Origin of the sequence: Ancylobacter amanitiformis (genome assembly GCF_030814815.1) — a bacterium.
In the GTDB taxonomy this organism is placed as follows: domain Bacteria; phylum Pseudomonadota; class Alphaproteobacteria; order Rhizobiales; family Xanthobacteraceae; genus Ancylobacter; species Ancylobacter amanitiformis.
In genome coordinates this window covers 111,053-135,931 of record NZ_JAUSVR010000005.1, presented here as the reverse complement: position 1 = coordinate 135,931, position 24,879 = coordinate 111,053, and the positions used below count along the sequence as shown (strand labels likewise).

The 24,879-nt window shown below is 70.2% G+C and carries 22 protein-coding genes; 16 read left to right on the top strand and 6 right to left on the bottom strand.

The genetic code is table 11. The annotated features are described in order from the left end of the window. Positions 1-42: 42 nt before the first annotated feature. Positions 43-1,005 carry an acetyl-CoA carboxylase, carboxyltransferase subunit beta gene (gene accD, locus QOZ99_RS09850; protein ID WP_306889798.1) on the top strand — a complete coding sequence of 321 codons (963 nt, stop codon included), beginning with the start codon at positions 43-45 and terminating at the stop codon, positions 1,003-1,005. A 7-nt stretch (positions 1,006-1,012) separates the two neighbouring features. Next, a complete protein-coding gene (locus QOZ99_RS09845) occupies positions 1,013-2,353 on the top strand; it encodes a bifunctional folylpolyglutamate synthase/dihydrofolate synthase (RefSeq protein ID WP_306889797.1) in 1,341 nt (446 codons plus the stop codon). A 118-nt stretch (positions 2,354-2,471) separates the two neighbouring features. Here QOZ99_RS09845 and infC read toward each other — a convergent pair whose 3' ends face one another. Beyond that, the gene (gene infC, locus QOZ99_RS09840) at positions 2,472-2,996 is read right to left on the bottom strand and encodes a translation initiation factor IF-3 (protein WP_183188837.1); all 525 of its coding nucleotides are present in this window, start codon (positions 2,994-2,996) and stop codon (positions 2,472-2,474) included. Between the two features lie 316 nt (positions 2,997-3,312). Here infC and QOZ99_RS09835 point away from each other — a divergent pair, with 316 nt between their 5' ends. Next, positions 3,313-4,107, top strand: a complete 795-nt coding sequence (locus QOZ99_RS09835) for an alpha/beta hydrolase (RefSeq protein ID WP_306889795.1) — start codon at positions 3,313-3,315, stop codon at positions 4,105-4,107. Between the two features lie 4 nt (positions 4,108-4,111). Here the strand turns inward: QOZ99_RS09835 and rsmD are convergent, their stop codons facing one another. Next, entirely contained in the window at positions 4,112-4,705 is a 594-nt protein-coding gene (gene rsmD, locus QOZ99_RS09830) for a 16S rRNA (guanine(966)-N(2))-methyltransferase RsmD (RefSeq protein WP_306889794.1), read from the bottom strand. 13 nt (positions 4,706-4,718) lie between these two features. Continuing rightward, positions 4,719-7,016 (bottom strand): pseudouridine synthase, encoded by a 2,298-nt coding sequence (locus tag QOZ99_RS09825; protein ID WP_306889793.1) that lies wholly within the window; start codon positions 7,014-7,016, stop codon positions 4,719-4,721. 224 nt (positions 7,017-7,240) lie between these two features. On the opposite strand from QOZ99_RS09825, the gene QOZ99_RS09820 reads away from it, so the two are divergent. Further along, positions 7,241-7,669: a nucleoside deaminase gene (locus QOZ99_RS09820; RefSeq protein WP_306889792.1), complete on the top strand. Its 429-nt coding sequence runs from the start codon at positions 7,241-7,243 to the stop codon at positions 7,667-7,669. Between the two features lie 22 nt (positions 7,670-7,691). Here QOZ99_RS09820 and QOZ99_RS09815 read toward each other — a convergent pair whose 3' ends face one another. Continuing rightward, positions 7,692-8,714 carry a polyprenyl synthetase family protein gene (locus tag QOZ99_RS09815; protein ID WP_306889791.1) on the bottom strand — a complete coding sequence of 341 codons (1,023 nt, stop codon included), beginning with the start codon at positions 8,712-8,714 and terminating at the stop codon, positions 7,692-7,694. A gap of 197 nt (positions 8,715-8,911) precedes the next feature. Between QOZ99_RS09815 and QOZ99_RS09810 the strand changes: the two genes are divergently transcribed. The 8 genes from QOZ99_RS09810 (at position 8,912) to QOZ99_RS09775 (ending at position 17,007) form a co-directional block, all read left to right on the top strand. Further along, the gene (locus QOZ99_RS09810; protein WP_306889790.1) at positions 8,912-9,136 is read left to right on the top strand and encodes a putative signal transducing protein; all 225 of its coding nucleotides are present in this window, start codon (positions 8,912-8,914) and stop codon (positions 9,134-9,136) included. Continuing rightward, positions 9,133-9,999, top strand: a complete 867-nt coding sequence (locus QOZ99_RS09805) for a tRNA1(Val) (adenine(37)-N6)-methyltransferase (RefSeq protein ID WP_306889789.1) — start codon at positions 9,133-9,135, stop codon at positions 9,997-9,999. Before QOZ99_RS09810 ends, QOZ99_RS09805 begins: the two co-directional genes overlap by 4 nt. 31 nt (positions 10,000-10,030) lie before the next feature. After that, positions 10,031-10,930, top strand: a complete 900-nt coding sequence (locus QOZ99_RS09800) for a S49 family peptidase (protein WP_306889788.1) — start codon at positions 10,031-10,033, stop codon at positions 10,928-10,930. A gap of 31 nt (positions 10,931-10,961) precedes the next feature. Continuing rightward, positions 10,962-11,156: a hypothetical protein gene (locus QOZ99_RS09795; protein ID WP_183188845.1), complete on the top strand. Its 195-nt coding sequence runs from the start codon at positions 10,962-10,964 to the stop codon at positions 11,154-11,156. 151 nt (positions 11,157-11,307) lie between these two features. Further along, positions 11,308-12,516 carry an efflux RND transporter periplasmic adaptor subunit gene (locus QOZ99_RS09790; protein WP_306889787.1) on the top strand — a complete coding sequence of 403 codons (1,209 nt, stop codon included), beginning with the start codon at positions 11,308-11,310 and terminating at the stop codon, positions 12,514-12,516. Between the two features lie 133 nt (positions 12,517-12,649). Next, on the top strand, positions 12,650-14,578 hold the full coding sequence (locus tag QOZ99_RS09785; protein ID WP_306889937.1) for a MacB family efflux pump subunit: 1,929 nt from the start codon (positions 12,650-12,652) through the stop codon (positions 14,576-14,578). Positions 14,579-14,696: 118 nt separating this feature from the next. Then, positions 14,697-15,983, top strand: coding sequence for a phosphoribosylamine--glycine ligase (gene purD, locus QOZ99_RS09780; protein WP_306889786.1), 1,287 nt, complete (start codon positions 14,697-14,699; stop codon positions 15,981-15,983). Between the two features lie 70 nt (positions 15,984-16,053). Then, complete coding sequence (locus QOZ99_RS09775) at positions 16,054-17,007, top strand: patatin-like phospholipase family protein (protein ID WP_306889785.1); 954 nt, start codon at positions 16,054-16,056, stop codon at positions 17,005-17,007. A 99-nt stretch (positions 17,008-17,106) separates the two neighbouring features. On the opposite strand, the gene QOZ99_RS09770 is transcribed toward QOZ99_RS09775, so the two are convergent. After that, the gene (locus QOZ99_RS09770; protein ID WP_306889784.1) at positions 17,107-17,430 is read right to left on the bottom strand and encodes a YnfA family protein; all 324 of its coding nucleotides are present in this window, start codon (positions 17,428-17,430) and stop codon (positions 17,107-17,109) included. A gap of 9 nt (positions 17,431-17,439) precedes the next feature. Next, a complete protein-coding gene (locus tag QOZ99_RS09765; protein WP_306889783.1) occupies positions 17,440-18,333 on the bottom strand; it encodes a 4-(cytidine 5'-diphospho)-2-C-methyl-D-erythritol kinase in 894 nt (297 codons plus the stop codon). A 224-nt stretch (positions 18,334-18,557) separates the two neighbouring features. On the opposite strand from QOZ99_RS09765, the gene rimP reads away from it, so the two are divergent. The 4 genes from rimP to infB all read left to right on the top strand — a co-directional run bounded on the left by rimP (position 18,558) and on the right by infB (position 24,851). Beyond that, complete coding sequence (gene rimP / locus QOZ99_RS09760; RefSeq protein WP_306889782.1) at positions 18,558-19,409, top strand: ribosome maturation factor RimP; 852 nt, start codon at positions 18,558-18,560, stop codon at positions 19,407-19,409. Then, on the top strand, positions 19,409-21,028 hold the full coding sequence (nusA, locus tag QOZ99_RS09755; protein WP_306889780.1) for a transcription termination factor NusA: 1,620 nt from the start codon (positions 19,409-19,411) through the stop codon (positions 21,026-21,028). The genes rimP and nusA overlap by 1 nt, the downstream gene beginning before the upstream one ends. 93 nt (positions 21,029-21,121) lie before the next feature. After that, positions 21,122-21,853, top strand: a complete 732-nt coding sequence (locus QOZ99_RS09750; RefSeq protein WP_306889779.1) for an RNA-binding protein — start codon at positions 21,122-21,124, stop codon at positions 21,851-21,853. Positions 21,854-22,037: 184 nt separating this feature from the next. Beyond that, the gene (infB, locus tag QOZ99_RS09745; RefSeq protein WP_306889778.1) at positions 22,038-24,851 is read left to right on the top strand and encodes a translation initiation factor IF-2; all 2,814 of its coding nucleotides are present in this window, start codon (positions 22,038-22,040) and stop codon (positions 24,849-24,851) included. The last annotated feature ends 28 nt before the right edge of the window (positions 24,852-24,879 follow it).

Sequence of the window (24,879 nt, the reverse complement as noted above, 5' to 3'; positions counted from 1 at the left end):
CGCGCCCGTGCCGCTTCCCGTTTTCCGTCCGGAGCCACGCCGTTGAACTGGATCTCGAACGTCGTCCGCCCGAAGCTCAACAGCTTCCTCAACCGTCGCGACGTGCCGGAGAACCTCTGGGTCAAATGCCCGGAGACCGGTCAGCTTGTGTTCCACAAGGACCTCGAGTCCAATCTCCACGTCATTCCCGGTTCCGGCTACCACATGCGCATGGAGCCGGCCGCCCGGCTGCGCTCGGTGTTCGACGGCGGCAAGTGGTACGACATCGCGCTGCCCGCGGTGCCGGTCGATCCGCTGAAGTTCCGCGATGAGAAGCGCTATACCGACCGGCTGCGCGATGCCCGCGCCAAGACCGGCGCGCAGGATGCGCTGAAGGTCGGCTATGGCAAGCTGGAAGGCCTGCCGGTCACCGTCGCGGTGCAGGATTTCGGCTTCATGGGCGGCTCGCTCGGCATGGCGGCCGGCGAGGCGATCATCACCGGCCTCGAGACCGCCGCCGCGCGCGGCACGCCGTTCATCATGTTCGCCTCTTCCGGCGGGGCGCGCATGCAGGAGGGCATCCTCTCGCTGATGCAGATGCCGCGCACCACCTGCGCCATCCAGGAACTGCGCGAGGCGAAGCTGCCCTATATCGTCGTGCTCACCAACCCGACCACGGGCGGCGTCACCGCCTCCTACGCGATGCTGGGCGACATACAGATCGCCGAGCCGGGCGCGCTGATCGGCTTCGCCGGGCCGCGCGTCATCGAGCAGACCATCCGCGAGAAACTGCCCGAGGGCTTCCAGCGCGCCGAATATCTGCGCGATCACGGCATGGTCGATCTGGTCGTGCACCGCCATGAGATGCGCGCCACGCTGGGCCGGCTGTGCCGCCTGCTGATGCGGGCGCCGGCGGTGGCGGCCGAACCGGCCGTGGTGACGCTTCCCCCGGCGCCGGCCGAGGCCGGGACCGAGGCGGCGGCGGCACCCGCGCCTGTGCCGGTCGTCGCGCCGGTGGGCGCCTGAGGTCGCCATGCCGGCGCTGCCCCTGCCACGGGATGCGGTGGAAGACATCTTCGCCCGCCTGCTGGCGCTGCATCCCAAGCTGATCGACCTCTCGCTCGATCGCATGTGGCGGCTGCTGGAGCGGCTCGGCCATCCGCAGACGCGCCTGCCGCCGGTCATTCATGTCGCCGGCACCAATGGCAAGGGCTCCACCGTCGCCTTCATGCGCGCGGTGCTGGAGGCCGCGGGCAAGCGCGTGCATGTCTACACCTCGCCCCACCTGGTGCGGTTCAACGAGCGCATACGCCTGGCCGGCCAGCTGGTCGACGACGCCACGCTCACCGAGGCGCTCGCCCGCGCGGAGCACGCCAATGAAGGCGCGCCCATCACCTTTTTCGAAATCACTACCGCCGCCGCCATGCTGCTCTTCGCCGAGGTGAAGGCCGATGTGCTGCTGCTGGAAGTGGGGCTCGGCGGGCGGCTGGACGCGACCAACGTCATCGAGACGCCGCTGGTCAGCGTCATCACGCCGGTCTCCATCGACCATGTCGATTTCCTCGGCGGCACCGTCGCGGAGATCGCGGGGGAGAAGGCCGGCATTCTCAAGCGCCTTGTTCCGGCGGTGATCGGGCGCCAGCCGCCCGAGGCGCTGGCGGTGATCGAGCGTCAGGCGGCCCGCCTCAGGGCGCCGCTCAGCATCATGGGCGAGCAGTTCCAGGCCCATGAAGAGGGCGGGCGCCTCGTCGTCGCCGATGAGGACGGCCTCATGGACCTGCCGCGCCCGCGTCTCGTCGGCCCGCACCAGATCGGCAATGCCGGGCTGGCGGTGGAGGCGCTCAGGGTGGCCGGGCAGCGCGATCCTGCCTTCCGCCTGCCGGCTTCGGCCTTCGAGGAGGGCATGCGCGCCGCGCAATGGCCGGCGCGGCTGCAGCGGCTCGGGCTGGGCCCGCTCACCCAGCACGCGCCGCAGGGCGTCGACATCTGGCTCGACGGCGGCCACAACGCGGCCGGGGGTCAGGCGCTGGCGGCGGCGCTGGCCGACCTCGAGGACCGGGTGTCCCGCCCGCTGGTCATGATCGTCGGCATGCTGGGAACCAAGGATTCCGGCGCGTTCCTGGCGCCCTTCGCCGGGCTCGCGCGTGAACTCGTCGCCGTGCCGGTGCCGGGAGAGCACAAGGGCCAGCCGCCGGAGGCGGTGGCGAGCGCGGCGCGCGCCCATGGCATCAGCGCTTCGGTCGCGCCGAGCGTTGCGGCCGCGCTGGATGGGCTGAGCGCCTTCCCGGTGGCGCCGCCGCCGCGCGTGCTCATCACCGGCTCGCTCTATCTCGCCGGCGCCGTGCTGGCGGAGAACGGCACGCTGCCGGACTGAGGGGCGCCCGTGCCCGGGCGGCGATCACGCAAGCGAAAACCCGCGCACGAAACAACCCGGATACGGCCTCGCGGCCGTTCCGGGATGACGCAGGTGCAGTCGTCGTGAAGGTACCGGCTCAGCGGGGAGCCAGCACCATGATCATCTGCCGGCCTTCCAGCGAAGGCTCGGCTTCCACCTTGGCGATGGGGGCGAGTTCTTCCTTCACCTTGTTCAGCAGCTTGTAGCCGAGCTCCTGATGCGCCATCTCGCGGCCGCGGAAGCGCAGGGTGATCTTCACCTTGTCACCTTCCTCGAAGAAGCGGTGGATCGCCTTCATCTTCACCTCGTAGTCATGGGTGTCGATGCCGGGACGCAGCTTGATTTCCTTGATCTCGACGATGTGCTGCTTCTTGCGGGCCTCGTTGGCCTTCTTTTGATTCTGGTACTTGAAGCGGCCGTAATCGAGAATCTTGCATACCGGCGGCACGGAATTCGGCGCGATCTCGACCAGGTCGAGGCCGGCTTCCTGCGCACGCAGAATGGCATCACGAGTCGGGATGACGCCAAGATTCTGGCCCTCCTGATCGATGAGCTGCACTTCGCGGATGCGGATGTCTTCGTTGACGCGCGGGCCTTCCTTCTCCGGCGCGACGGGTCTCATAGGGCGACGAATGGCGGCTTTCTCCTCTGCCGTTTCAGAAAAACTGCTCTACCGCGACCTGAAGCGTGCCAGACGGCTCGTTCCGCGCGCGTAAAACGGTCGCAGAACATGTTGACAAACCGGTCAGAAGTCAACGGTACGACAGGGTCGAACGCATCAATGCCCGGATGAGTTTCACGCGCCCTGCCGCCAGCCGGAGGGGAGCCCTGTTCGCGCTCCCGTCCGGCCTGTAGGTGAAGATGGCGCGGGCGGCGCGAATCGCAAGTGCCGGCGCGGCACGGGCCGGCATTGCGGCGGCGACCTCAAGGAGACAGGCATGACGGAAACCGCCGTTCAGACAGCACAGACACAGCCCCGTTTCATCGCCGTGGGCGAGGATGCGCGGTCGATCGCGGTGCGGTCCACCCCGGCCGGGGCCGGCGAGGGAGCCCCCGGCGTGCTGTGGTGCGGCGGCTATCTCTCGGACATGCGCGGCGGCAAGGCCGAGGCGCTGGCCAGCTGGGGCGCGGAGACCGGCCGGCCGGTGGTGCGCTTCGACTATTCCGGCCATGGCGAATCCGGCGGGCGTTTCATCGACGGCACCATTTCGCGCTGGGCGCAGGAGGCGCTCGCGGTGTTCGACGCTGAGACGCGCGGACCGCAGGTCGTGGTCGGCTCCTCCATGGGCGGCTGGATCGCGCTCCTGCTGGCGCGGGCGCTCGCCGCGCGCGGCGGGGAGCCGCGTCTGGCCGGGCTGGTGCTGATCGCCCCCGCGCCCGATTTCAGCGAGGAGCTGATGTGGAAGGCGATGACGCCGGAGATCCGCGCGGAAATCCTGGAGAAGGGCGTGTGGTATCGCGAGAGCGAGCACGGCACGACGCCGATCACCCGCGCCTTCATCGAGGATGGGCGGGCCCATCTGGTGCTCGGCGCGCCTTTCGCGGTCGGCTGCCCCGTGCGCATCCTGCAGGGCGTCGCCGACGATGTGGTGCCCTGGCAGCACGCCTTGCGGCTCAGCACCTGCCTCGCCGAGGACGACGTGGTGGTGACGCTGGTGAAGGATGGCGATCACCGCCTGTCGCGGCCCGAGGACATGGCCCGTATCCTCGACGCGGTCGCCTCGATCGGCTGACCGCTCAAGCGGGGGAGCCGACCGTCGCCGGGGTGGCCGCGATGCCCGGCGCCCGCAGGAGCACGATCTCGGTCGTGTCGTAGCGCCGCCGTTCCAGTTCCTCGAAGCCCTCCGGCGCGGTGAAGCCGGCCTCGGCCGTCTCCTCCACGATGACCAGCGCGCCGGGCGCGAGCCATTTGCCCGCGCGTGCGCCGGCCAGTGCCTGCCCGGCGAGGCCACGCCCATAGGGAGGATCGCAGAAGACGAGGTCGAAGGCGTCGCTCGCCATCGCCTCGCCGAGCTTGGTCGCGTCGCGGCGGAAGATGCGGGTGATACCGCCGAGGCCCAGCGCCTCGATATTGGCGCGGATCAGCGCACGCGGCTCGGGCGCATCATCCACGAATACCGCGAGCTTTGCCCCGCGCGAGAGTGCTTCCAGCCCCAACGCGCCGGTGCCGGCGAACAGATCCAGCACCCGCGCGCCGGCCGCCGCGTCGTCATAGGCATGGGCGAGCACGTTGAACAGCGCCTCGCGCAGCCGGTCCGAGGTGGGCCGGGTGGCGTTGGAAGACGGCCCGAGCAAGGTGCGGCCCTTGAAGCGCCCGCCGACGATGCGCACGGTTCAGCCCGCCTCAGCCGCGCGGCGCGCGCGGCGGACGTCCGCTGGGCTTGCCGCCGGGGGAGCCGCCGGGCTTGCCGCCGGAACGGGAGCCGCCCGGCTTTCCACCGCCCGGTTTGCCGCCGGCGCGCGGCGCGCCACCCGGCTTGCCGCCAAAGGACCTGTCGCCAAAGGATTTGCCACCGAAGGATTTTCCGCTGGACGACCGGCCGCCGCCGGGCTTGTCCCCAAAGGGCTTGCCTCCGCCAGACCGTTCACCACCCGGGCGGCTCCCGAAGGGCTTTCCCGCCGGCCGCTCGCCGCGCTCGGGCTTGTCGCCAAAGGGGCGCTTCTCGCGGAACGGGCGCTTCTCGCCGGGAGATTTCTCCCCGAACGACTTCTCGCCATAGACCCGGCCACCCTCGGGCCGTTCGCGGCGCGGGGGGCGATCCTCGCTGGTGCGCTCGGGACGATCGAAGCGGCGCACGGGCCGTTCGGCATCCTCGCGGCGGGGGCGGTCGAAATCGCGCGGCGGACGGACGGGACGCTCCACGCGCGCGCCATCCTCGCCCTCGCCGGGACGCGGGCGTCGGGTGCGGCTCTGCTCGGATTTCACCCGGCCGGTGAAAGGCCGGTCGGTCGCCTCGCCACGATAGGGCCGCGCGCCCTCCGGGCGCTCCCGGCGCTGCGGACGGTCGCCGGTGGGACGTTCGCTGCGTTCGCGGAACGGACGATCCCCTGTGGGACGCTCGCTGCGTTCGCGGAACGGACGATCCCCCGTGGGACGCTCGCTGCGTTCGCGGAACGGACGGTCGCCGGTGGGACGCTCACTGCGCTCCCGGAACGGACGGTCGCCGGTGGGACGCTCGCTGCGTTCGCGGAACGGACGATCCCCCGTGGGACGCTCGCTGCGTTCGCGGAACGGACGGTCGCCGGTGGGACGCTCACTGCGCTCCCGGAACGGACGGTCGCCGGTGGGACGCTCGCTGCGTTCACGGAACGGGCGATTGCCGCCCTCCGGCTCCTCGCGCGGTCCGCGCTCCTCAAAGCGCGGGCGGGCGGGGCGCGGGCCGGCGGCGGCGCGGTCGCGGGTGGGCTTGCGCTCGGGACGCCCGGCACGCGCGGGGCGGGGGGCGTCACTCTCGCCCGCCTCGGCCGGGGCGCCCTCGCCGTCGGGGCGACGGCGGAAGGTGCGTTCGCCGCCGACTTCGCGCGGTCCGCGTGAAGTGGGGCGTGAAGTGGCGCGCGCGTCGTCGGTCCGGCGCGCCGGGCGGGCGGGGGCTTCCTCCGCCTCCTCGGTCGTGGTGGAGCGCACGCGCTGCACCAGAACCTTGCGGCCCTTGCGATCGGCCACCAGGCCGGAGGTCACGCTGCGCTCGGGGCTTTCCTCGGTGTCGATCGGCCGGCGGCGGTGGCGGTCCTCGGCCCCTTCCGGCTTGGCATAGCCGGCCTTTTTCGCGCTGGGGCGGCGGGGCGCCTCGTCCTCGTCGGCATGGTTGAACAGCGGGCCCTCGAAATCCGCGCCGGCGGCGGCGGAAAGCTCGGGGCCGAGCTGGTCGGCCAGCACGCGGGTGCGCACTTCCTCGACAGCCCCCTGCGCGATCTCGCCGAGCTGGAACGGGCCGTAGGAGAGCCGGATCAGCCGGTTGACGTCGAGCCCGAGGCTGCCGAGCACGTTGCGGACTTCGCGGTTCTTGCCCTCGCGCAGCGCCATGGTCAGCCAGACATTGGCACCCTGCACGCGGTCGAGCAGCGCCTCGATCGGCCCGTAATGCACGCCCTCGACCGTGATGCCGTGGATCAGCGCGTCGAGCTTGTCCTGGGTGATCGAGCCCTTGGCGCGCACGCGGTAGCGGCGCAGCCAGCCGGTTTCCGGCAGTTCCAGCACCCGCGACAGGCCGCCATCATTGGTGAGGAGGATGAGCCCCTCGGTATTGAGGTCGAGCCGGCCGACCGAGACCAGACGCGGCAGGCCGCCGGGCAGGATCTCGAACAGGGTGGGGCGTCCCTCGGGGTCGTAGTTGGTCGTCACCACGCCTTTGGGCTTGTGATAGAGGAACAGCCGCGTGCGCTCCTTCGCGGGCAGCGGCGCATCATCCACGGTGATGTGGTCCGCATCCGTCACGGTGCGGGCAGGGCTTTCCAGCACCTCGCCATTCACCGCCACGCGGCCGGCGAGGATCCATTCCTCGATCTCGCGGCGCGAGCCGAGCCCCGCGCGGGCGATCACCTTGGCGACGCGCTCGGCCTCGCGCGGCTCGGCCGGGGCGAGGGTACGCGGGGCGCGCGGTACGCGGTTCTGGTCCTTGCGGGGCGGCGTGTTTTTGGGCATGGGGTGCAATCGTTCGGGGGGTCGGTCCGGTCCTTGGCGATGATCCGGAGTGCAAATCGATATCCGTATTGGGGCGCGGGTGCTAGCACGTCCATCGTCTTGAGGCGAGCATTTGCGGCGCGCGAGGCGGCAAGCGGCCATCAGGTGAGCGAGAAGTGACCGAGCGGCAGGATACAGGCCCGGGATCGGGCTCGGAAACAGGCTCCGGATCGCGCGCCGGTTTCATGGATCTGGCGCTGGCCGAGGCCGGCAAGGCGGGTGCGCGCGGCGAGGTGCCGGTGGGCGCCGTGCTGGTGCGGGACGGCGTGGTGATCGCCGCCGACGGCAATCGCACGCGCGAACGTGCCGACCCGTCCGCCCATGCCGAAATGTTGGTGGTGCGGGCGGCGGCGGCCCTTATCGGCAGCGACCGGCTGCCCGACTGCGATCTCTACGTGACGCTGGAACCCTGCACCATGTGCGCGGGGCTGATCGCCTGGGCGCGGCTGCGCCGGCTCTATTACGGCGCGGCCGACCCCAAGGGCGGGGCGGTGGAAAGCGGCGTGCGCTTCTTCGCGCAGCCGACCTGCCACCACCGGCCCGATATCTATGGGGGCCTCGGCGAGCGCGCGGCGGCGCAGCTGCTGCGCGATTTTTTCGCGGGGCGGCGGTAGGACGCGGAAGGCCGCTCGGCCTTCAGTTGACCCGCGAGATGCAGAATTCCACCACGTCGAGCAGAGCCCGCTTGGCCGGCCCGGCGGGGAACAGGCCGAGCGCATCGCACGCCATGGAGCCGTAATGGCGGGCGCGCTTGACCGTGTCGGCGAGCGCGTGGTGGCGTTCGAGCAGCCCGACGGCGCGCGCGAGGTCGCCCTCGCCGATCTCGCCGCGCTCCAGGCTGCGGCGCCAGAAGTCGCGCTCCTCCTCGGTGCCGCGGCGGAAGGCGAGGATGATCGGCAGGGTGATCTTGCCCTCGCGGAAATCGTCGCCGACATTCTTGCCGAGCGCGGCGCCGGAGCCGCCATAGTCGAGCACGTCGTCGACGAGCTGGAAGGCGATGCCCAGATTCATGCCGTAGCTGCGGCAGGCGACCTGCTCCGCCTTGGGCCGCTCGGCCAGCACCGGCCCGACCTCGCAGGCGGCGGCGAACAGTTCGGCGGTCTTGCCGCGGATGACGGCGAGATATTCGTCCTCGCTGGTGGCGGTGTTCTTGGCGGCGGCGAGCTGGGCCACCTCGCCCTCGGCGATGACCACGGCGGCGTTGGACAGAATGTCCAGCGCCGTGAGGTTGCCCACCTCGATCATCATGCGGAAGGCCTGGCCGAGCAGGAAGTCGCCCACCAGCACGCTCGCCTCGTTGCCCCACAGCATGCGGGCGGCGAGCTTGCCGCGCCGCATCTCGCTGTCGTCGACCACGTCGTCATGCAGCAGCGTCGCCGTGTGCATGAACTCGACCGAGGCGGCGAGCTTGACCGCGCCATCGCCCTGATAGGCCGCAAGCCCCGCAGTGGCGAGGGTGAGCATCGGCCGCAGCCGCTTGCCGCCCGAGGAAATCAGGTGTTGCGCGACCTCCGGGATCATCGTCACGTCGGAGCCGGTGCGCGAGAGGATCAGGGCGTTGACCCGCTCCATGTCCGCGCGGACCAAATTGACGATGCCCTCGATGGAGGGCGCGGCCGAGGCCTCGGCGGCAGGATCGAAGGGCAGAACGACGGCCACGGGGTTCCTTCCGAATCTCTTGACCAAAACGCCGGCACAGGGCAGCGGTGACCGGCTGCCGCGCGCGCAGCACGCCACCAACCCGAGCGCCGTCCATCCCCATAGCGTAAATACGCCATTGACGGAAAGAGCCGAAGCCGTCGCCCGATCCTGCCCGGCCGGCTCTCATCGTCGCATGAACGTGGCATGATGGCCCCATGCGTGAACTCATCCGGACCAACGACATCGTTCTCCTCTCCGCCGTCGAGGCCCTGCTCGACGGGGCGGGAATCGGCCATCTCGTGCTGGACCAGCACATGAGCGTGATGGAAGGCTCGATCGGCCTGCTGCCACGCCGCCTTCTGGTGGAGGAGGCGCGCTTCGCCGGCGCCCGCGCGCTCCTGATGGAGGCCGGACTCGGCGCCGAGCTTTCCGCGCGATGACGGGCGAATTGGAAAAGGGCGGCGCCGACGCGCCCGTGGTCGCGCGCGTCGAGCCGGGTTCCATCGAGCAGTTCCTCGCCGCCGGCGAACTGACCGACGACGCTTTCCTCGGCGGACGGCTGCATCTGCTGCAGCCGGCGCGGGGGCATCGCGCCGGGCACGACGCGCTGCTGCTCGCCGCCAGCGTGCCGGACGATGCGCGACGGGCGGTCGATCTCGGGGCCGGCGTCGGGGCGGCGGGGCTGGCGCTGGCCACCCGCCTCGCGCGGGCGGAGGTCGCGCTGGTGGAGATTGACCCCGCCACCGCCGCGCTGGCGGGCCACAATGCCACCCGCCAGTCTCCCGATCTGTCCGCGCGGGTCAGCGTCGTGACGGGGGCTGTCGAGCGGGTGGGGCGCCCTTCGGGCCCGCCCGCGCCGGTGGCCGGGGCGGCCGATATCGTGCTGATGAACCCACCCTTCAACGACCCCGCCCGCCACCGCGTCTCCCCGCGCGCCAGCCGGGCGCTGGCGCACAGCGTGGCCGATGCCGGCATGGAGGCGTGGCTCACCGCCGCCGCGCGGCTGCTGCAGCCGGGCGGGCGGCTCGCGCTGATCCACCGGCCCGACGCGATCGAGGCGCTGCTGACGCTCCTTCGGGGGCGTTTCGGGGCCGTGACGATCCGCCCCGTGCATCCGCGCGCCGATGCGCCGGCGATCCGCCTGCTCGTCGGCGCGATCAAGGGCCGGCGGACAAAGCCCGTGCTGCTGCCGGGGCTGGTGCTGGCCGGCGCGGATGGCCGGCCGAGCATGGCGGCCGGGCGCATCCTGCGCGATGGGGCGAGCGTGGAAGCGGCGCTGGCCTGTTCGTCGATACCGGCTTGAGCCGGCCGGGGCGACGCCCTATGTCTTGACCATGGCCAACGCATCCTTTTTCGCCGATCTTCGCCGCCGCCTTGATCCTGTCCTGCCCGCGCGGCTGCGCGCGGGCGCCGCCATCGTGCCGGTGGTGCGGCTCAGCGGCGCGATCGGCATGTCGCGGCCGTTCAATCCCGGCATCACCTTCGCCAATACGGCGCGGGTGCTCGACCGTGCCTTCGCGGTGAAGGGGGCGAAGGCGGTGGCGCTGGTGATCAACTCGCCCGGCGGCTCACCGGTGCAGTCGCATCTCGTCCATCGCCGCATCCGCCTGCTGGCGGAGGAAAAGAACCTCCCGGTCATCGCGTTCGTCGAGGATGTGGCGGCGTCCGGCGGCTACATGATCGCCAGCGCCGCCGACGAGATCGTCGCCGATCCGTTTTCCATCGTCGGCTCGATCGGCGTGGTGAGCGCGGGCTTCGGCTTCAACCGCGCGCTGGACAAGCTCGGCATCGACCGGCGCGTCTATACCGCCGGCGAGAGCAAGGTGATCCTAGACCCGTTCCAGCCGGAAAAGGCAGAGGATGTCGAGCGGCTGAAGGCGCTGCAGAAGGAAATTCATGACGCCTTTGCCGGGCTGGTGCGCCAGCGGCGCGGCGACGTGCTGAGCCATGACGAGGCGACGCTGTTTTCCGGTGCGTTCTGGACCGCGACGCAGGCGCAGGAACTCGGCCTTGTCGACGCCATCGGCGAGATCCGCTCGTTTCTGCGGGCGCGCTATGGCGACAAGGTTCTGACGCCGCTGATCGAGGGCAAAAGCGGCCTGTTCAGCCGGCGCGTACCCGGCATTGCCGGGCTTGACGCGGGCGCGGTGGCGCCGGCGATCGGTGCCGGCATTGCCGAGAACCTGCTCGCCGCCGCCGAGGAGCGCTCGCTCTGGAGCCGGTACGGATTATGATGATGCTGCCCCGCGAATGGGAAGACGAACCATGCCGCCTGTGATCGTGCTCGCCCTCGGCGCCATGGGTGCCGCGGCTCTCGTCAAGCTGCTGGCCGGCGAATCGCGCCGCGTGAATGCCGAACTCGACGCCGCCCGGCGGGCGGAAGAGGCCAATGTGCCGGCGACCCGCGTGACCTTGCGTCGGGACCCGAAGACGGGCGAATACCGGCCCTTCGATTCCTGAGCCAACAGGCCGGCCGGCGGCTGCGTTACTGCGGCAATAGTTGTTGGAATGGCTCCAATATGATGGCGTGATCCATCATTACAGGGAATTCACTTTTTACGCTGGCGGTTCGGCCTTATCCCCGAGGAGAATGGTTCGGGTGAGCGGGGCGATGTTGCAGAGGTCGGAAGGCGGTTGGACGGCAGGGACTCGGGCGAAGCGGCGGCGCCGCTGGTCGGGTGTGCTGCTGCTGCTCGTGCTGGGTGGCGCGGGCGCTGGCTATGCCTATTACCGTCATTTCGTCGTCGATGCGCAGGCGGCGCCCGCCTACCAGACCGCCAGGGTCGAGCGCGGCGACATCGAGACCACCGTTACCGCCATCGCCAACATGCAGCCGAAGAACTATGTCGATGTCGGCACGCAGGTCTCCGGCCAGCTGCGCCGCATCCATCCCGATGTCGGCGCGGTGGTGAAGAAGGACGACCTGCTCGCCGAGATCGACCCCACCGTCTACCAGACCCGGGTGGCCGGCGACCGCGCCAGCCTCGACAATCTTCGCGCCCAGCTGGCGCAGGCGCAGGCGCAGCTCACCCTCGACAGGCTGCGCAACCAGCGCGCCCAGCAATTGCTCGCCAACCAGTCCGGTAGCCGCGACGCGGCCGACGCCGCCGACGCGACCGAGCGGATCAGCGTTGCCAAGATCGACGCGCTCAAGGCGCAGATCGCCCAGACCCAGGCGACGCTGGACGGCGACCTCGCCAATCTCGGCTACACCAAGATCTACGCGCCCATGGACGGAACGGTGGTCTCGATCACCGCCCGCGAGGGCTCGACGCTGAACGCCAACCAGTCCGCCCCCATCGTGCTGCGCATCGCCGACCTGCAGACCATGACGGTGACAGCCCAGGTGGCGGAAGGCGACATTCCCCGCATCCGCATCGGCACGCCGGCCTATTTCTCCACCCTCGGCCTGCCCGACCGGCGCTGGCAGGGGCAGGTGCGGCAGATCGAGCCGACCCCGACCATCGTCAACGACGTGGTGCTCTACAACGTGCTGATCGACGTGCCGAACGAGGACCTGACGCTCATGACCAACATGACCGCGCAGGTGTTCTTCCGCCTCGGCGAGGCCAGGGACGTGCCGCTGGTGCCCACCCAGGCGCTGCGGACCCGTCGCGACGGCTCGCATGTCGTGAAGGTGGTCAGCCCGGGCGGCATCGAGGATCGGGTGGTGCAGACCGGCCTGTCCAACCGTACGGTGACGCAGATCGTCGAAGGGCTGGAGCCCGGCGAGACGGTCGTCACCGGCGCCAGTGCGGGTGCCGCGCCGCCGCGCGCGCCCGGACAGCCGCGCCCCTCCATGCCGCCCCGGCTCGGCTGAGGCCGTCATGGAGGAGGTCGCCCGCCCCGCTCCTATCCCCGATCCGGCCCCCGCGCCCGGCCGCCGGCTCGACGCCGAGGAGGAGATCGCCCGCCGGGTCGCCGCGTCGGCCACCGGCGCGGCCCTTCGTCCGATGGTCGAATTGGACGATGTCAGCCGCATCTATCCCAATGGCGAGAGCGTGGTGCGCGCGCTCGACCGCGTCTCGCTCACCATCATGCCGGGCGAGTTCGTCGCCATCATGGGCCAGTCCGGCTCGGGCAAGTCGACGCTGATGAACATTATCGGCTGCCTCGACCGCCCCTCGGCCGGTGCCTACCGCGTCGATGGCGTCGACGTCGCCGCGCTCGACAAGGATGCGCTGGCGGCGCTGCGCTGCTCGACCTTCGGCTTCGTGTTCCAGCGCTACAACCTGCTGCCGACCCTCACGGCGGCGGAGAATGTCGAGATCCCCTCCATTTATGCCGGCGCGGCCAAGGAGCCGCGGGTCGAGCGCGCCCATGTGCTGCTGGAGCGCCTCGGCCTCGGCGACCGCAGCGCGCACCGGCCCGGCCAGCTCTCCGGCGGCCAGCAGCAGCGCGTTTCCATCGCCCGCGCGCTGATGAACGCCGCCCCGATCATTCTCGCCGACGAGCCGACCGGCGCGCTCGATTCGCGCTCGGGCGAGGAAGTGCTGGCGCTGCTGCGGGAACTGAACGGGGAGGGCCACACGGTCATCCTCATCACCCACGACACCGATGTCGCCGCCCATGCGCGGCGCGTCGTGCGCTTCCAGGACGGGCGCATCGTCTCCGACGAGCGGCGGGAGGACGAGCCCGCCCGCGTGCCGCTGCCGGCGGTGGGGCCCGCGCGGCGCGGCGGGCTCGCCCGCTTCGTGCCCGACGTGGCCGAAGCCGTGCGCATGGCCTTTTCCTCGATGCACGCCAATATTTTCCGCACCGCGCTGACGCTGCTCGGCATCGTCATCGGCGTCGCCTCGGTCATCACCATGCTGGCGGTGGGCGATGGCGGCAAGGCACGGGTGATGGAGCGCATCGCGCAGATCGGCACCAACCTGCTGATCATCCGTCCCGGCGCGGTGGGCGTGCGCTCCTCCGGCGACAATGCCACGCTGCTGCCGGAGGATGCGGAGGCGCTGCGCGCCGTTCCCGGCATCGCCGACGTGGCGCCCGAGCGCACCGGCCGCTACACGCTGCGCTTCGGCTCGGAAGATTATTTCACCACCGTCACCGGCACCAGCGCCGATTATCTGGCCGCCCGCGACTGGCCGATCGCCAAGGGGGTGATGTTCACGGCGGACGACGTGCGTGCCTATGCCCCGGTCATCGTGCTGGGACAGACCGTGGCCACCAACCTGTTCGGCGAGGATGACCCGCTCGGGCGCTACATCCTCGTGAAGAACGTGCCCTATGAGGTGATCGGCATACTCGCAGCCCGTGGCGCCAACGCCTTCGGGCAGGATCAGGACGACGTCGCTCTGGTGCCGCTCTCCACCGGTTTCGTGCGGATCTTCGGCCGCCGCTTCGTGAACTCCGTCACCGTCAAAGTGGAAAACGCCGCCGACATTCCGCGCGTCGAGGCGGACGTCACCCGCATCATCACGGAACGCCACCAGGCGGAGGACTTCCAGGTCCGCAACACCGCGCAGTTCCTGGAAACCGCTGTCGAGACCCAGAACACGCTCACGCTCGTGCTGGGCTGCGTCGCCGCCATCTCGCTGCTGGTGGCCGGCATCGGGGTGATGAACATCATGCTGGTGAGCGTGACCGAGCGCACCCGCGAGATCGGCATCCGCATGGCGACGGGGGCGCGCATGAGCAACATCATGCTGCAGTTCAACACCGAGGCGCTGGTGGTGTGCGGTGTCGGCGGGGCGGTGGGCGTGGCGCTCGGAATCGGCGTCGCGGTGCTGCTGGAGAGCCTCGGCGTCAGCATCGTGCTCAGCCTGCTGCCGCCGCTGCTGGCCTTTGGCTGCGCCTTCCTCACCGGACTGATCTTCGGCTACCTGCCGGCGCGCAAGGCGGCCGGGCTCGATCCCGTGGTGGCGCTCGCCTACGAATAGGCGACGCATGCGCCGCACGACGGGCCGATGCGCGACGGAGCGATGCGTTACAGGCCTTGCCCCCTGTCGCCCGAACCTTTAGGCGAAGCACGAACACCGGCGGCTGGAGGCACTCGGCATGAACGTTCTTCTGCTCGGCTCGGGCGGCCGCGAGCATGCGCTCGCCTGGAAGCTGGCACAGAGCCCGCTCATCGAGGGCTTCTTCGCCGTGCCGGGAAATCCCGGTATCGCCGACTACGCGACCTGCTTCGAGGGCATTGCGCTCACCGATCACGACGCCATCGTCGCGCTGTGCGGGGCGCACCGGATCGACCTCGTGGTGGTCGGTCCCGAGGCGCCGCTGGTCGAGGGCATTGCCGACCGGCTGATCAACGAGGGCATCGCCGTGTTCGGCCCGCGCCAGGTCGCGGCGCAGCTGGAAGGCTCCAAGCTCTTCACCAAGGAATTGTGCAAGGCGCACAACATCCCGACCGCCGCCTTCGGCCGGTTCGACGATCGCGAGGCCGCCCGCGCCTATGTCGAGCGCCACGGCGCGCCCATCGTGCTCAAGGCCGACGGGCTGATGGCCGGCAAGGGCGTCATCGTCGCGCTGACGCTGGACGAGGCGCTGGCCGGGATCGACGAGGTCTTCGCCATGGGCGGGCCGGAGGCCGGCTTCCGCACGGAAATCCTCATCGAGGAGTTTCTCGAGGGCGAGGAAGTCTCCTTCTTCTGCCTCATCGATGGCGAGACCGTGCTGCCCTTCGGCTCGGCGCAGGATCACAAGCGCGCCTTCGATGGCGACGAGGGCCCCAATACCGGCGGCATGGGCGCCTATTCGCCCGCGCCCATCTTCACCGCGGAGATCGAGCGCCGGGTGCTCGGCGAGATCATCAAGCCCACCGCGCGCGCGCTCGCCGATGCCGATTGCCCCTATCGGGGCGTGCTGTTCGCCGGGCTGATGATCACCGCCAAGGGCCCCAAGCTCATCGAATACAATGTCCGCTTCGGCGATCCCGAATGCCAGGCGCTGATGCTGCGACTCGACGCCGACCTGCTGCCGTTGCTCCACGCGGTGGCGACCGGGCGGCTGGAGAACCAGCCCGTGCCGCTCAAGCCCGAGGCCGCCATCACCGTGGTCATGGCGGCGCGCGGCTATCCCGGCAGCTATTCCAAGGGCTCGCGCATCTCGGGCATCGGCGCGGCGGAGAGCGTTCCCGGCGTGAAGGTGTTCCACGCCGGGACACGGCGCGAGGGCGCGGCGATTCTCGCCAATGGCGGGCGCGTGCTCAACATCGCGGCCATTGGCGGCAATGTGGCCGAGGCGCGCGAGCGCGCCTATGACGGCGCGGCGCTGATCGACTGGCCGGAAGGCTTCTATCGTCGCGATATCGCCTGGCGCGCGCTGGGGAGCGACACCAGATAGAGCGTGCGCCGCAGCATTTCCCAACAAATGCCGCGGTCGCGAGCCAGTCAGGGGCGGGACAGGAAGCATCATGAACGACCTCGTGGCAGCCCCCGATCTCTCCGCGACACCGAAGACCCGCCGCTCTCCCCGCGCGGCGCCGGCCCCTGACGGCATCGTCGTCTCCGGCGAGCACAGCCGCTTCACGCCCGCGCCGGGGCCGCGCCTCGCGGTGGCGCTCGGCTCGGGCGGGGCGCGCGGCCTCTCGCATGTTCTCGTGCTGGAGGCGCTGGACGATCTCGGCGTGAAGCCGGTGGCGCTGGCGGGCGCTTCCATCGGCGCGCTGTTCGCCAGCGTCTATGCCGCCGGCATGCCCGCCCGCGAGCTGCGCCAGCTGGTCGCCCACACGCTGCGCAATCGCGGCGAAGTGATGCGCCGCCTGCTGGCGGCCCGGGTGGGGCGCATTTCCCATCTGTTCGCCGGGCTCGGCAATCCCGTGCTGATCGATGCCGAGCAGATGATCGCGGGCTTCCTGCCCGACATCGTGCCCGAGACCTTCGAGGAGCTTGGCATTCCGCTGCAGGTGGTGGCGACCGACTACTGGGGCCGCTGCGAGCGCATGTTCGAACAGGGCCCGATCCGCCCGGCGGTGGCGGCCTCGCTGGCCATTCCCGGGCTGATGCGCCCGGTCCAGCATGGCGGGCACACGCTGGTCGATGGCGGGGCGGTCAACCCGCTGCCCTTCGACCTGCTGCGCGCCAAGGCCGATATCGTGCTGGCGGTCGACATTACCGGCGGCCATGGCACGGAAATGCGCGGCATGCCGGCGCCGTTCGAGGCGATGTTCGCCACGCTGCAGATCATGGCCTCCTCGATCGTCGGCGAGAAGCTGAAGAACGGCGCGCCGGATATCCTGATCCGCCCCAACGTGCATGATTTCCGCGTGCTGGAATTCTTCCGCTTCGCCGCCATCTTCAAGGCATCCGAACCGGCCAAGGACGAGGTGAAGCGCCGTGTCGCGGCGGCGCTGGAGCGGGTTCTCTAGAGCTTTTCCGGTGAATTCCGGTTCACCGAAAAAGCTCTAGGTTATTGTTCTGACGTATTTTCTTCACGCGAACCGGAATCCACTTCGCTCGAAAATGCTCTAGCCGCGCGGGCCGAACACCACGATGGCGGCGCCGGCGAGGCAGACCGCGCCGCCCAGCATGTCCCAGCGGTCGGGCCGGAAGCCCTCCACCTGCCACAGCCAGACCAGCGACGCGGCGACATAGATCCCGCCATAGGCCGCGAAGGCGCGTCCGGCCAGCGGCGCGTCCACCTGCGTCAGCACGCCGGCAAAGGCAATCAGGCTGACCGTGCCCGGCGCCAGCCACAGCGCGCTCGCCCCGCTGCGCACCACCGCCCAGAAGGCGAAGCAGCCGGCGATTTCGAGCAGGGCGGCGAGGGCGAAGAGCAGGGCGGTGTGCATCGCGTTCCCTCAGCCGAGCACGGTCGGCTTCACCCACCATGCAGGATGAGCGCCAGCCACCTGTTTGCCGGCGCGCGCGGCGGCGCGGCAGTCGGGATAGAGCGCGAACATCGTCGCGCCCGAGCCCGACATGCGCACGAGACCCGCGTCCGGGGTCGCGCGCAGCGCCGCGTCCACCTCGTCCAGCACCGGGGCGAGGCGCCGGGCGGGCGCCTCCAGGTCGTTGGGCTCGCCCGCGAGCCAGAAAAGCGCCGGCCCCCGCCCGGCAAAGGCGGGGACGGGCGCGGCGGCGCCAAGCTGCGCGCCCGGCGCGAGGCCGAGGGCGCGAAACACGTCGGCGGTGGCCACCGGCACGCGCGGATTGACCAGCAGCGCGCCGAACCGGGGCAGGGCGAGCGGGGTGAGCGCCTCGCCGCGCCCGGCCATCACGCAGCTTCGGCTGTACAGGCAGGCCGGCACGTCCGAGCCGGTGGCCAGCGCGGCGGCGAACAGGCGGTCATCGCCCCGTGGCAGGCCGTTCGCCCGCGCCAGCAGCCGCAGCGCGGCGGCCGCGTCCGCCGATCCGCCGCCAATGCCCGCCGCGACCGGCAGGCGCTTGTCGAGGCTGAATCGTCCCGTGCGAAGGCCGGGAATGCGCAGGCCGAGTTCTCGCGCCGCCCGCAGCACCAGGTTGTCGCCGCCCGCTGCAAGGATTGCGGCGCCCGGCCCGGCGAGGTCCAGCGTCAGAGTCTCGCCCGGCTGCAGCGTCAGCCGGTCGCCCGCGCCGGCAAAAGCCACCACGCTCGACAATTCGTGATAACCATCCGCGCGCCGGCCGAGCACGCGCAGCGACAGGTTCACCTTGGCGGGCGCGCGCTCGGTGAGAACAGGGGATTCAAGGCGGGGAAGGCGGCTCTCGGGCATGGCCCGCTTATGCGATGGAGCGCCGCTGCCGGCAAGCGGGGGAACCGCCCGCCGCACCCCGGCCGCCACTCGGCCGTCGCTCGGCTTGCGCCGGTCCGTCATTTGGATGTATAAGACGGTCATTCACTAATTCTCATAGCGACTATCTGGTCGGTTGAGAGTGGGTTCCGCCACCGGAGCCCGCTCTTTTTGCATTACGGGCCGTGTGGGTCCGGGCAGGACGGATGAGCGAACAAGACAATCACCCCGCTGAAGAGATCGTCGCGCCGGCCAGCGGTGCCGGCGAACCCCGCCTTGACGAACCCCGCCTGGTGACCGAGGCCGGGCCGGCCGCGCGTGTCGCCGGCATCGTCGGCCCGGTGCTGGAAGGTCTCGGCTTCCGGCTGGTGCGGGTGAAGATCACCGGTGGCCATTCGCCGACGCTGCAGATCATGGCCGAACGGCCGGATGGCGGCTTCGGCATCGAGGAATGCGAGGCTGCCAGCCGCGCCATCTCGCCCGTGCTCGATGTCGAGGACCCGATTTCCGGTGCCTACAACCTCGAAATGTCCTCGCCCGGCATCGACCGGCCGCTGGTGCGCATCTCCGATTTCGAGCGCTGGGCCGGCCATGAGGTGAAGGTCGAAATGGCCGTGCCGGTGGAGGGGCGCAAGCGCTTCCGCGGCCTGCTGATCGGCGCGAAGGAGGGTACGGCGCTGGTTCGCCTGCCCGACGCGCCGGCCGGGACGCCCGACACGGCGACGCTGCCGATCGCCGATATCGGCGAGGCGCGCCTCGTCATGACCGAAGCGCTGATCCGCGAGGCCCTGCGCCGCGACAAGGCGCTGCGCGAGGGCGCCGGGATCGACGAGGACGATATCGACACCGCCGATCTGGGCGACGCCCCTCTCGACGGCGAGGACGACGGCGACGAGGTGGACGCCGGCGAGGCGGTCGCCGTCCGCGTCGTGCCGCCGAAGAAGATGCCCGTCCGCGGCAAGCCGAAGGCCAAGGCGATGCTGAAGCCCAAGGGCGCGGCGAAGCCCGGCAAGAAGTCCAACGCCAAACGCACATCCACCGCGAAGGAGATCCACTGATGGCAGTGGTCAGCGCAAACCGGCTCGAACTCCTGCAGATCGCCGACGCGGTCGCGCGGGAGAAATCGATCGACCGGAGCATCGTCATCGCCGCCATGGAAGATGCGATCGCCAAGGCGGCCCGCTCGCGCTACGGCGCCGAGACCGACATCCACGCCGAGATCAATGCGCGTACCGGCGAGCTGCGCCTCGCCCGCCATCTGCTGGTCGTCGACCAGGTGGACAACCCGTCCACCGAAATCGAGATCGTCTCCGCCCGCCGGCACAATCCGGCGGCGCAGGTCGGCGACACCATCGCCGACACGCTGCCGCCCTTCGACTTCGGCCGCATCGCCGCGCAGTCCGCCAAGCAGGTGATCGTGCAGAAGGTGCGCGAGGCCGAGCGCGACCGGCAATACGAGGAATTCAAGGACCGCATCGGCGAGGTCATCAACGGCGCGGTCAAGCGCGTCGAATATGGCAACGTGGTCGTGGACCTCGGCAAGGGCGAAGCCTCGCTGCGCCGCGACGAATTGCTGCCGCGCGAAGTGTTCAAGGTCGGCGACCGCATCCGCGCCTATGTCTATGACGTGCGCCGCGAACTGCGCGGCCCGCAGATCTTCCTGTCGCGCACCCATCCCCAGTTCATGTCGAAGCTGTTCGCGCAGGAAGTGCCGGAAATCTATGACGGCATCGTCGAGATCAAGGCCGTGGCCCGCGATCCGGGCTCGCGTGCCAAGATCGCCGTGACCTCGCGCGATTCCTCGGTCGATCCGGTCGGCGCCTGCGTCGGCATGCGCGGCTCGCGCGTGCAGGCCGTGGTGAACGAGCTGCAGGGCGAGAAGATCGACATCATTCCGTGGTCGGACGACGTCGCCACCTTCATCGTCAACGCCCTCGCCCCGGCCGAAGTGGTCAAGGTCGTGCTTGACGAGGACCGCGAGCGTATTGAAGTCGTGGTCCCGGATGCCCAGTTAAGCCTGGCGATCGGCCGCCGCGGTCAGAATGTCCGCCTTGCGTCCCAGCTTACAGGCTGGGACATCGACATCATGACGGAAGCGGAAGAGAGCGAGCGGCGGCAGAAGGAATTCGCCGAGCGCTCGAAGATCTTCGCCGAGGCACTCGACCTCGACGAGATGATGGGCCAGCTTCTGGCCTCGGAAGGCTTCTCGAATGTCGAGGAGATCGCCTATGTCCCGGTCAACGAACTCGCCTCCATCGAGGGCTTCGACGAGGACACGGCGCAGGAACTGCAGAACCGCGCGCTGAACCATCTGGCGCAGGTCGAGGCGGATTTCGACGCCCGCCGCCGCGAGCTCGGCGTCGCCGATGAACTGCGCGACGTGCCGGGCGTGACCTCGCCCATGCTGGTGGCGTTCGGTGAGAACGACATCAAGACGGTCGAGGATCTCGCCGGCTGTGCCACCGATGATCTCACCGGCTGGACCGAGCGCAAGGATGGCGAGACCGTGCGCATCTCCGGTGCGCTGGAAGGTTTCCAGCTGTCGCGCGAGGATGCCGAGGCGCTGATCATGCAGGCCCGCGTGAAGGCCGGCTGGATCGAGGCCGACGAGGTCGTCGCCGAGGAAGGCGAGGAAGAAGCCGAAGCCGAGGTCGAGGCGGACGAGACCCGCGCCTGAGGCGCGGGGTCTGGTCCCTGAGGTCCGAGGCTGGTGAGCAGGAGCGTGGCACCCGTGCAGGCAGAAGCGGCATCGGCCGGGGCGGAGGCGGACATGTCCGCGTCGGTCCCCGCCAGCGACACCGCGGCCTCTGTCGGGGTGGACTCGTCGGTGGACGTCGCGGGCGAAGGGCCCGGTGACGCTCCGGCCGCCGAGGTCGATGCCGTGGAGACCGACGAGGGACCGGAGACGGTCCGTCGGGCGCTGACGCGGCTCTGCCTCGCCACGCGCACCGTGAAGCCGGTGGGGGAACTCATCCGCTTCGTGGTGGGCCCCGATGGTCTCGTGGTGCCGGACATCGCGGCCCGGCTCCCCGGGCGTGGCGCCTGGGTCACGGCCCGGCGCGGCGCGGTGGTCGAGGCGATGAAGAGGAAGGCCTTCGGGCGTGCCTTCCGCGGCAAGGGCCGCGCCGATCCGGCGCTGCCGGAGCTGGTCGGGCACCTGCTCGAGAAGGACGCGCTCGGCGCCCTCGCCCTCGCCAACAAGGCGGGGCAGGTGGTGACGGGCAACATGAAGGTGATCGACGCCCTCACGGGCGGAAAGGTCGCCGTGCTGGTCCATGCCCGCGACGCCGCTCCCGACGGGGCCGGCAAGCTCGACGGACTGGCCCGGCGCATCGTTGAGGCGGGCGGACGCAAGATCGCCCGCATCGATGCCTTCCCCGGCGTGCAATTGGACTTGGCGCTAGGGCGGGCAAATGTGGTACATGCTGCGCTGCTTGCGCATCCGACCAGCGCGGGCTTTCTCGCGCGTGTCAGACGACTTGAAGGCTGGTACGCCGACTAAGGGCAGTTCAGCGTTCGGATGGAACCATCCGGGCGACGAGAAAATGCTTCAGTCTCAATGAGCTGGAGCATTTTCTCGTCGATCAGGTGTTTCCATCTGAACCTTGAGAGCCCCGCATTGAGGCCGGCGGACCGCAGGTGACGCATTCCCGCAAGGGGCGGGGATGCACAGGAACGGATATCGAATGACCGATACGAAGAACCCGGGCGAGAAGACGGTGGGCGTTGGCCAGGGTACTGGCCAGGGGGGGAAGACCCTCACGCTCAAGCGACCTGTCGAGCAGGGCGTCGTCCGCCAGAGCTTCAGCCATGGGCGGTCCAAGTCCGTCGTGGTGGAGAAGGTGAAGCGCCGTGTCCTCGGCCCGGGCGACAAGCCCGAGGCGCCGCAGGCCGCGTCGCCGGCACCCTCTTCTCCGGGACCGTCCGCCCAGACGCAGGCTCCGCGCCCCGCGCCCAGCAACGTGCAGAGCCGCCCGCCGCTGCGCACCCAGCCCTCGCCCAACGCCAATCTGTCGGGCCCGCGCCCGGCGCCGCAGGGCTCGCGCCCGGGCGGCGTGGTGCTGCGCTCGCTGACCGAGGAAGAGGCCCGCGCCCGTACCGCCGCGCTGCAGGACGCCCGCCTGCGCGAGGTCGAGGAGCGCCGCCGCGCCGAGGAAGAAGCCGTTCGCCGCGCCGAGCGCGAGGCGCGCGAGAAGATCGAGCGCGAGGCCGCCGAAGCGCGCAAGCGTGAGGAAGAGGCCCGCCGCGCCTTCGAGGAAGAAGCCAAGCGCAAGTCCGAGCAGGAGGCGCGCAAGCGCTTCGGCGAGGAAAACCCCGGTCATGCCGGCGCGGCTGCGTCGTCGCAGGGAGCTGCGCCGGCCTCGGCGCCGCGCGGGGGGGCGTCTGCCCCGGCCGCCTCGCGTCCCGGTTCGTCCGGTCCGCGCACGACCACGCCCGCGCCGACCGCCACCACCCCGGCGGGTGCGCCGCGCGTGGCGACGCCGCGCAGCAACCCGGCCATGGATGCCGAGGAAGACGATCGCCGTCCGGTTCGCCGTGGTCCCGGTGGCGCGCCCGCCCGTCCCGCCGTCCCCGCCAAGCCGACCCGTCCGGCTGCCGGGCCTGAGAAGAGCCGCGGCCGCCTGACCGTCGTCACCGCCCAGTCGGGTGATGACGAGCGCCAGCGTTCGGTGGCCTCGTTCCGCCGCCGCACCCAGCGCATGAGCGGCCATCGCCATGTCGAGACCAAGGAAAAGATCGCCCGCGAGGTCACGGTCCCGGAGACGATTTCCATCCAGGAACTCGCCAACCGCATGGCCGAGCGCGCGGTCGACGTCATCCGCCTGCTGATGAAGCAGGGCCAGATGGTGAAGATCACCGACGTGATCGACGCCGATACCGCCCAGCTGCTGGCCGAGGAACTCGGCCACACCGTGCGCCGCGTCGCCGAATCCGACGTCGAGGAAGGCCTGTTCGACACGGCCGACACCGACGAGGATCTGGAGTCGCGTCCCCCGGTCGTCACCATCATGGGCCATGTCGACCACGGCAAGACCTCGCTGCTCGACGCCATCCGCAAGGCCAACGTCGTCTCCGGCGAGGCCGGTGGCATCACCCAGCATATCGGGGCCTATCAGGTGACATCGCCGCTCGGCGGCAAGATCACCTTCATCGACACGCCCGGCCATGCGGCGTTCACCGCCATGCGCGCCCGCGGCGCCAAGGTGACGGATATCGTGGTGCTGGTCGTGGCGGCCGATGACGGCGTCATGCCGCAGACGATCGAGGCGATCAACCACGCCCGCGCCGCCAAGGTGCCGCTGATCGTGGCGATCAACAAGGTCGACAAGCCCGATGCGAAGCCGGAGCGCGTGCGCACCGAGCTGCTGCAATACGAGGTCCAGGTCGAAAGTCTCGGCGGCGACACGCTCGAAGTGGAAGTGTCGGCCAAGGCGCAGACCAACCTCGACAAGCTGCTGGAAGCCATCACCCTGCAGGCGGAAGTGCTCGACCTCAAGGCCAACCCGCACCGCGTCGCGGAAGGCACGGTCATCGAAGCCAAGCTCGATCGGGGCCGCGGTCCGGTGGCGACCGTGCTGGTGCAGCGCGGCACGCTGCATGTCGGCGACATCGTGGTCGCCGGCGCGGAATTCGGCCGCGTGCGCGCGCTGATCGACGACAAGGGCGCCAACGTCACCGCGGCGGGCCCGTCCTTCCCGGTCGAGGTACTCGGCTTCAACAGCACGCCGGAGGCGGGCGACCGTCTCGCCGTGGTGGAGAACGAGGCCCGCGCCCGCGAGATCACCGACTATCGCCAGCGCCAGAAGCGCGAGAAGGCGGCGGCCCGTTCCGCCACCATCCGCGGCTCGCTGGAGCAGATGATGAGCCAGGCCAAGACCACCGGCCGGAAGGAATTCCCGCTCATCATCAAGGGTGACGTGTCCGGCTCTGTCGAGGCGATCATCTCCTCGCTGGAGAAGCTCGGCACCGACGAAGTGCAGGCCCGCATCATCCATTCCGGCGCGGGCGGCGTGAACGAGAGCGACGTGACGCTGGCCGAGACGGCGGGCGCGGCGATCATCGCGTTCAACGTGCGTGCCAACAAGGAAGCCCGCGACGCGGCCGAGCGTGCCGGCATCGAGATCCGCCAGTACAACATCATCTACGACCTGGTGGATGACGTGAAGGCGGCGATGGGTGGCCTGCTCGCGCCGATCAACCGCGAGACCATGCTCGGCAATGCCGTGATCAAGGAGATCTTCGCGGTCTCCAAGGTCGGCAAGGTCGCCGGCTGCCTGGTCACCGACGGCACGGTCGAGCGCGGCCAGCATGTCCGCCTGATCCGCGACAACGTGGTGATCCACGAAGGCAAGCTGTCGACGCTCAACCGCTTCAAGGATGCGGTCAACGTCGTGCAGTCGGGCCAGGAGTGCGGCATGTCCTTCGAGAACTACCAGGACATGCGCGCGGGCGACACCATCGAGTGCTACCGCGTCGAGGTCGTGCAGCGCACGCTCTGACGCGCGCCGCCCTGCCGCTTCCCGTGCG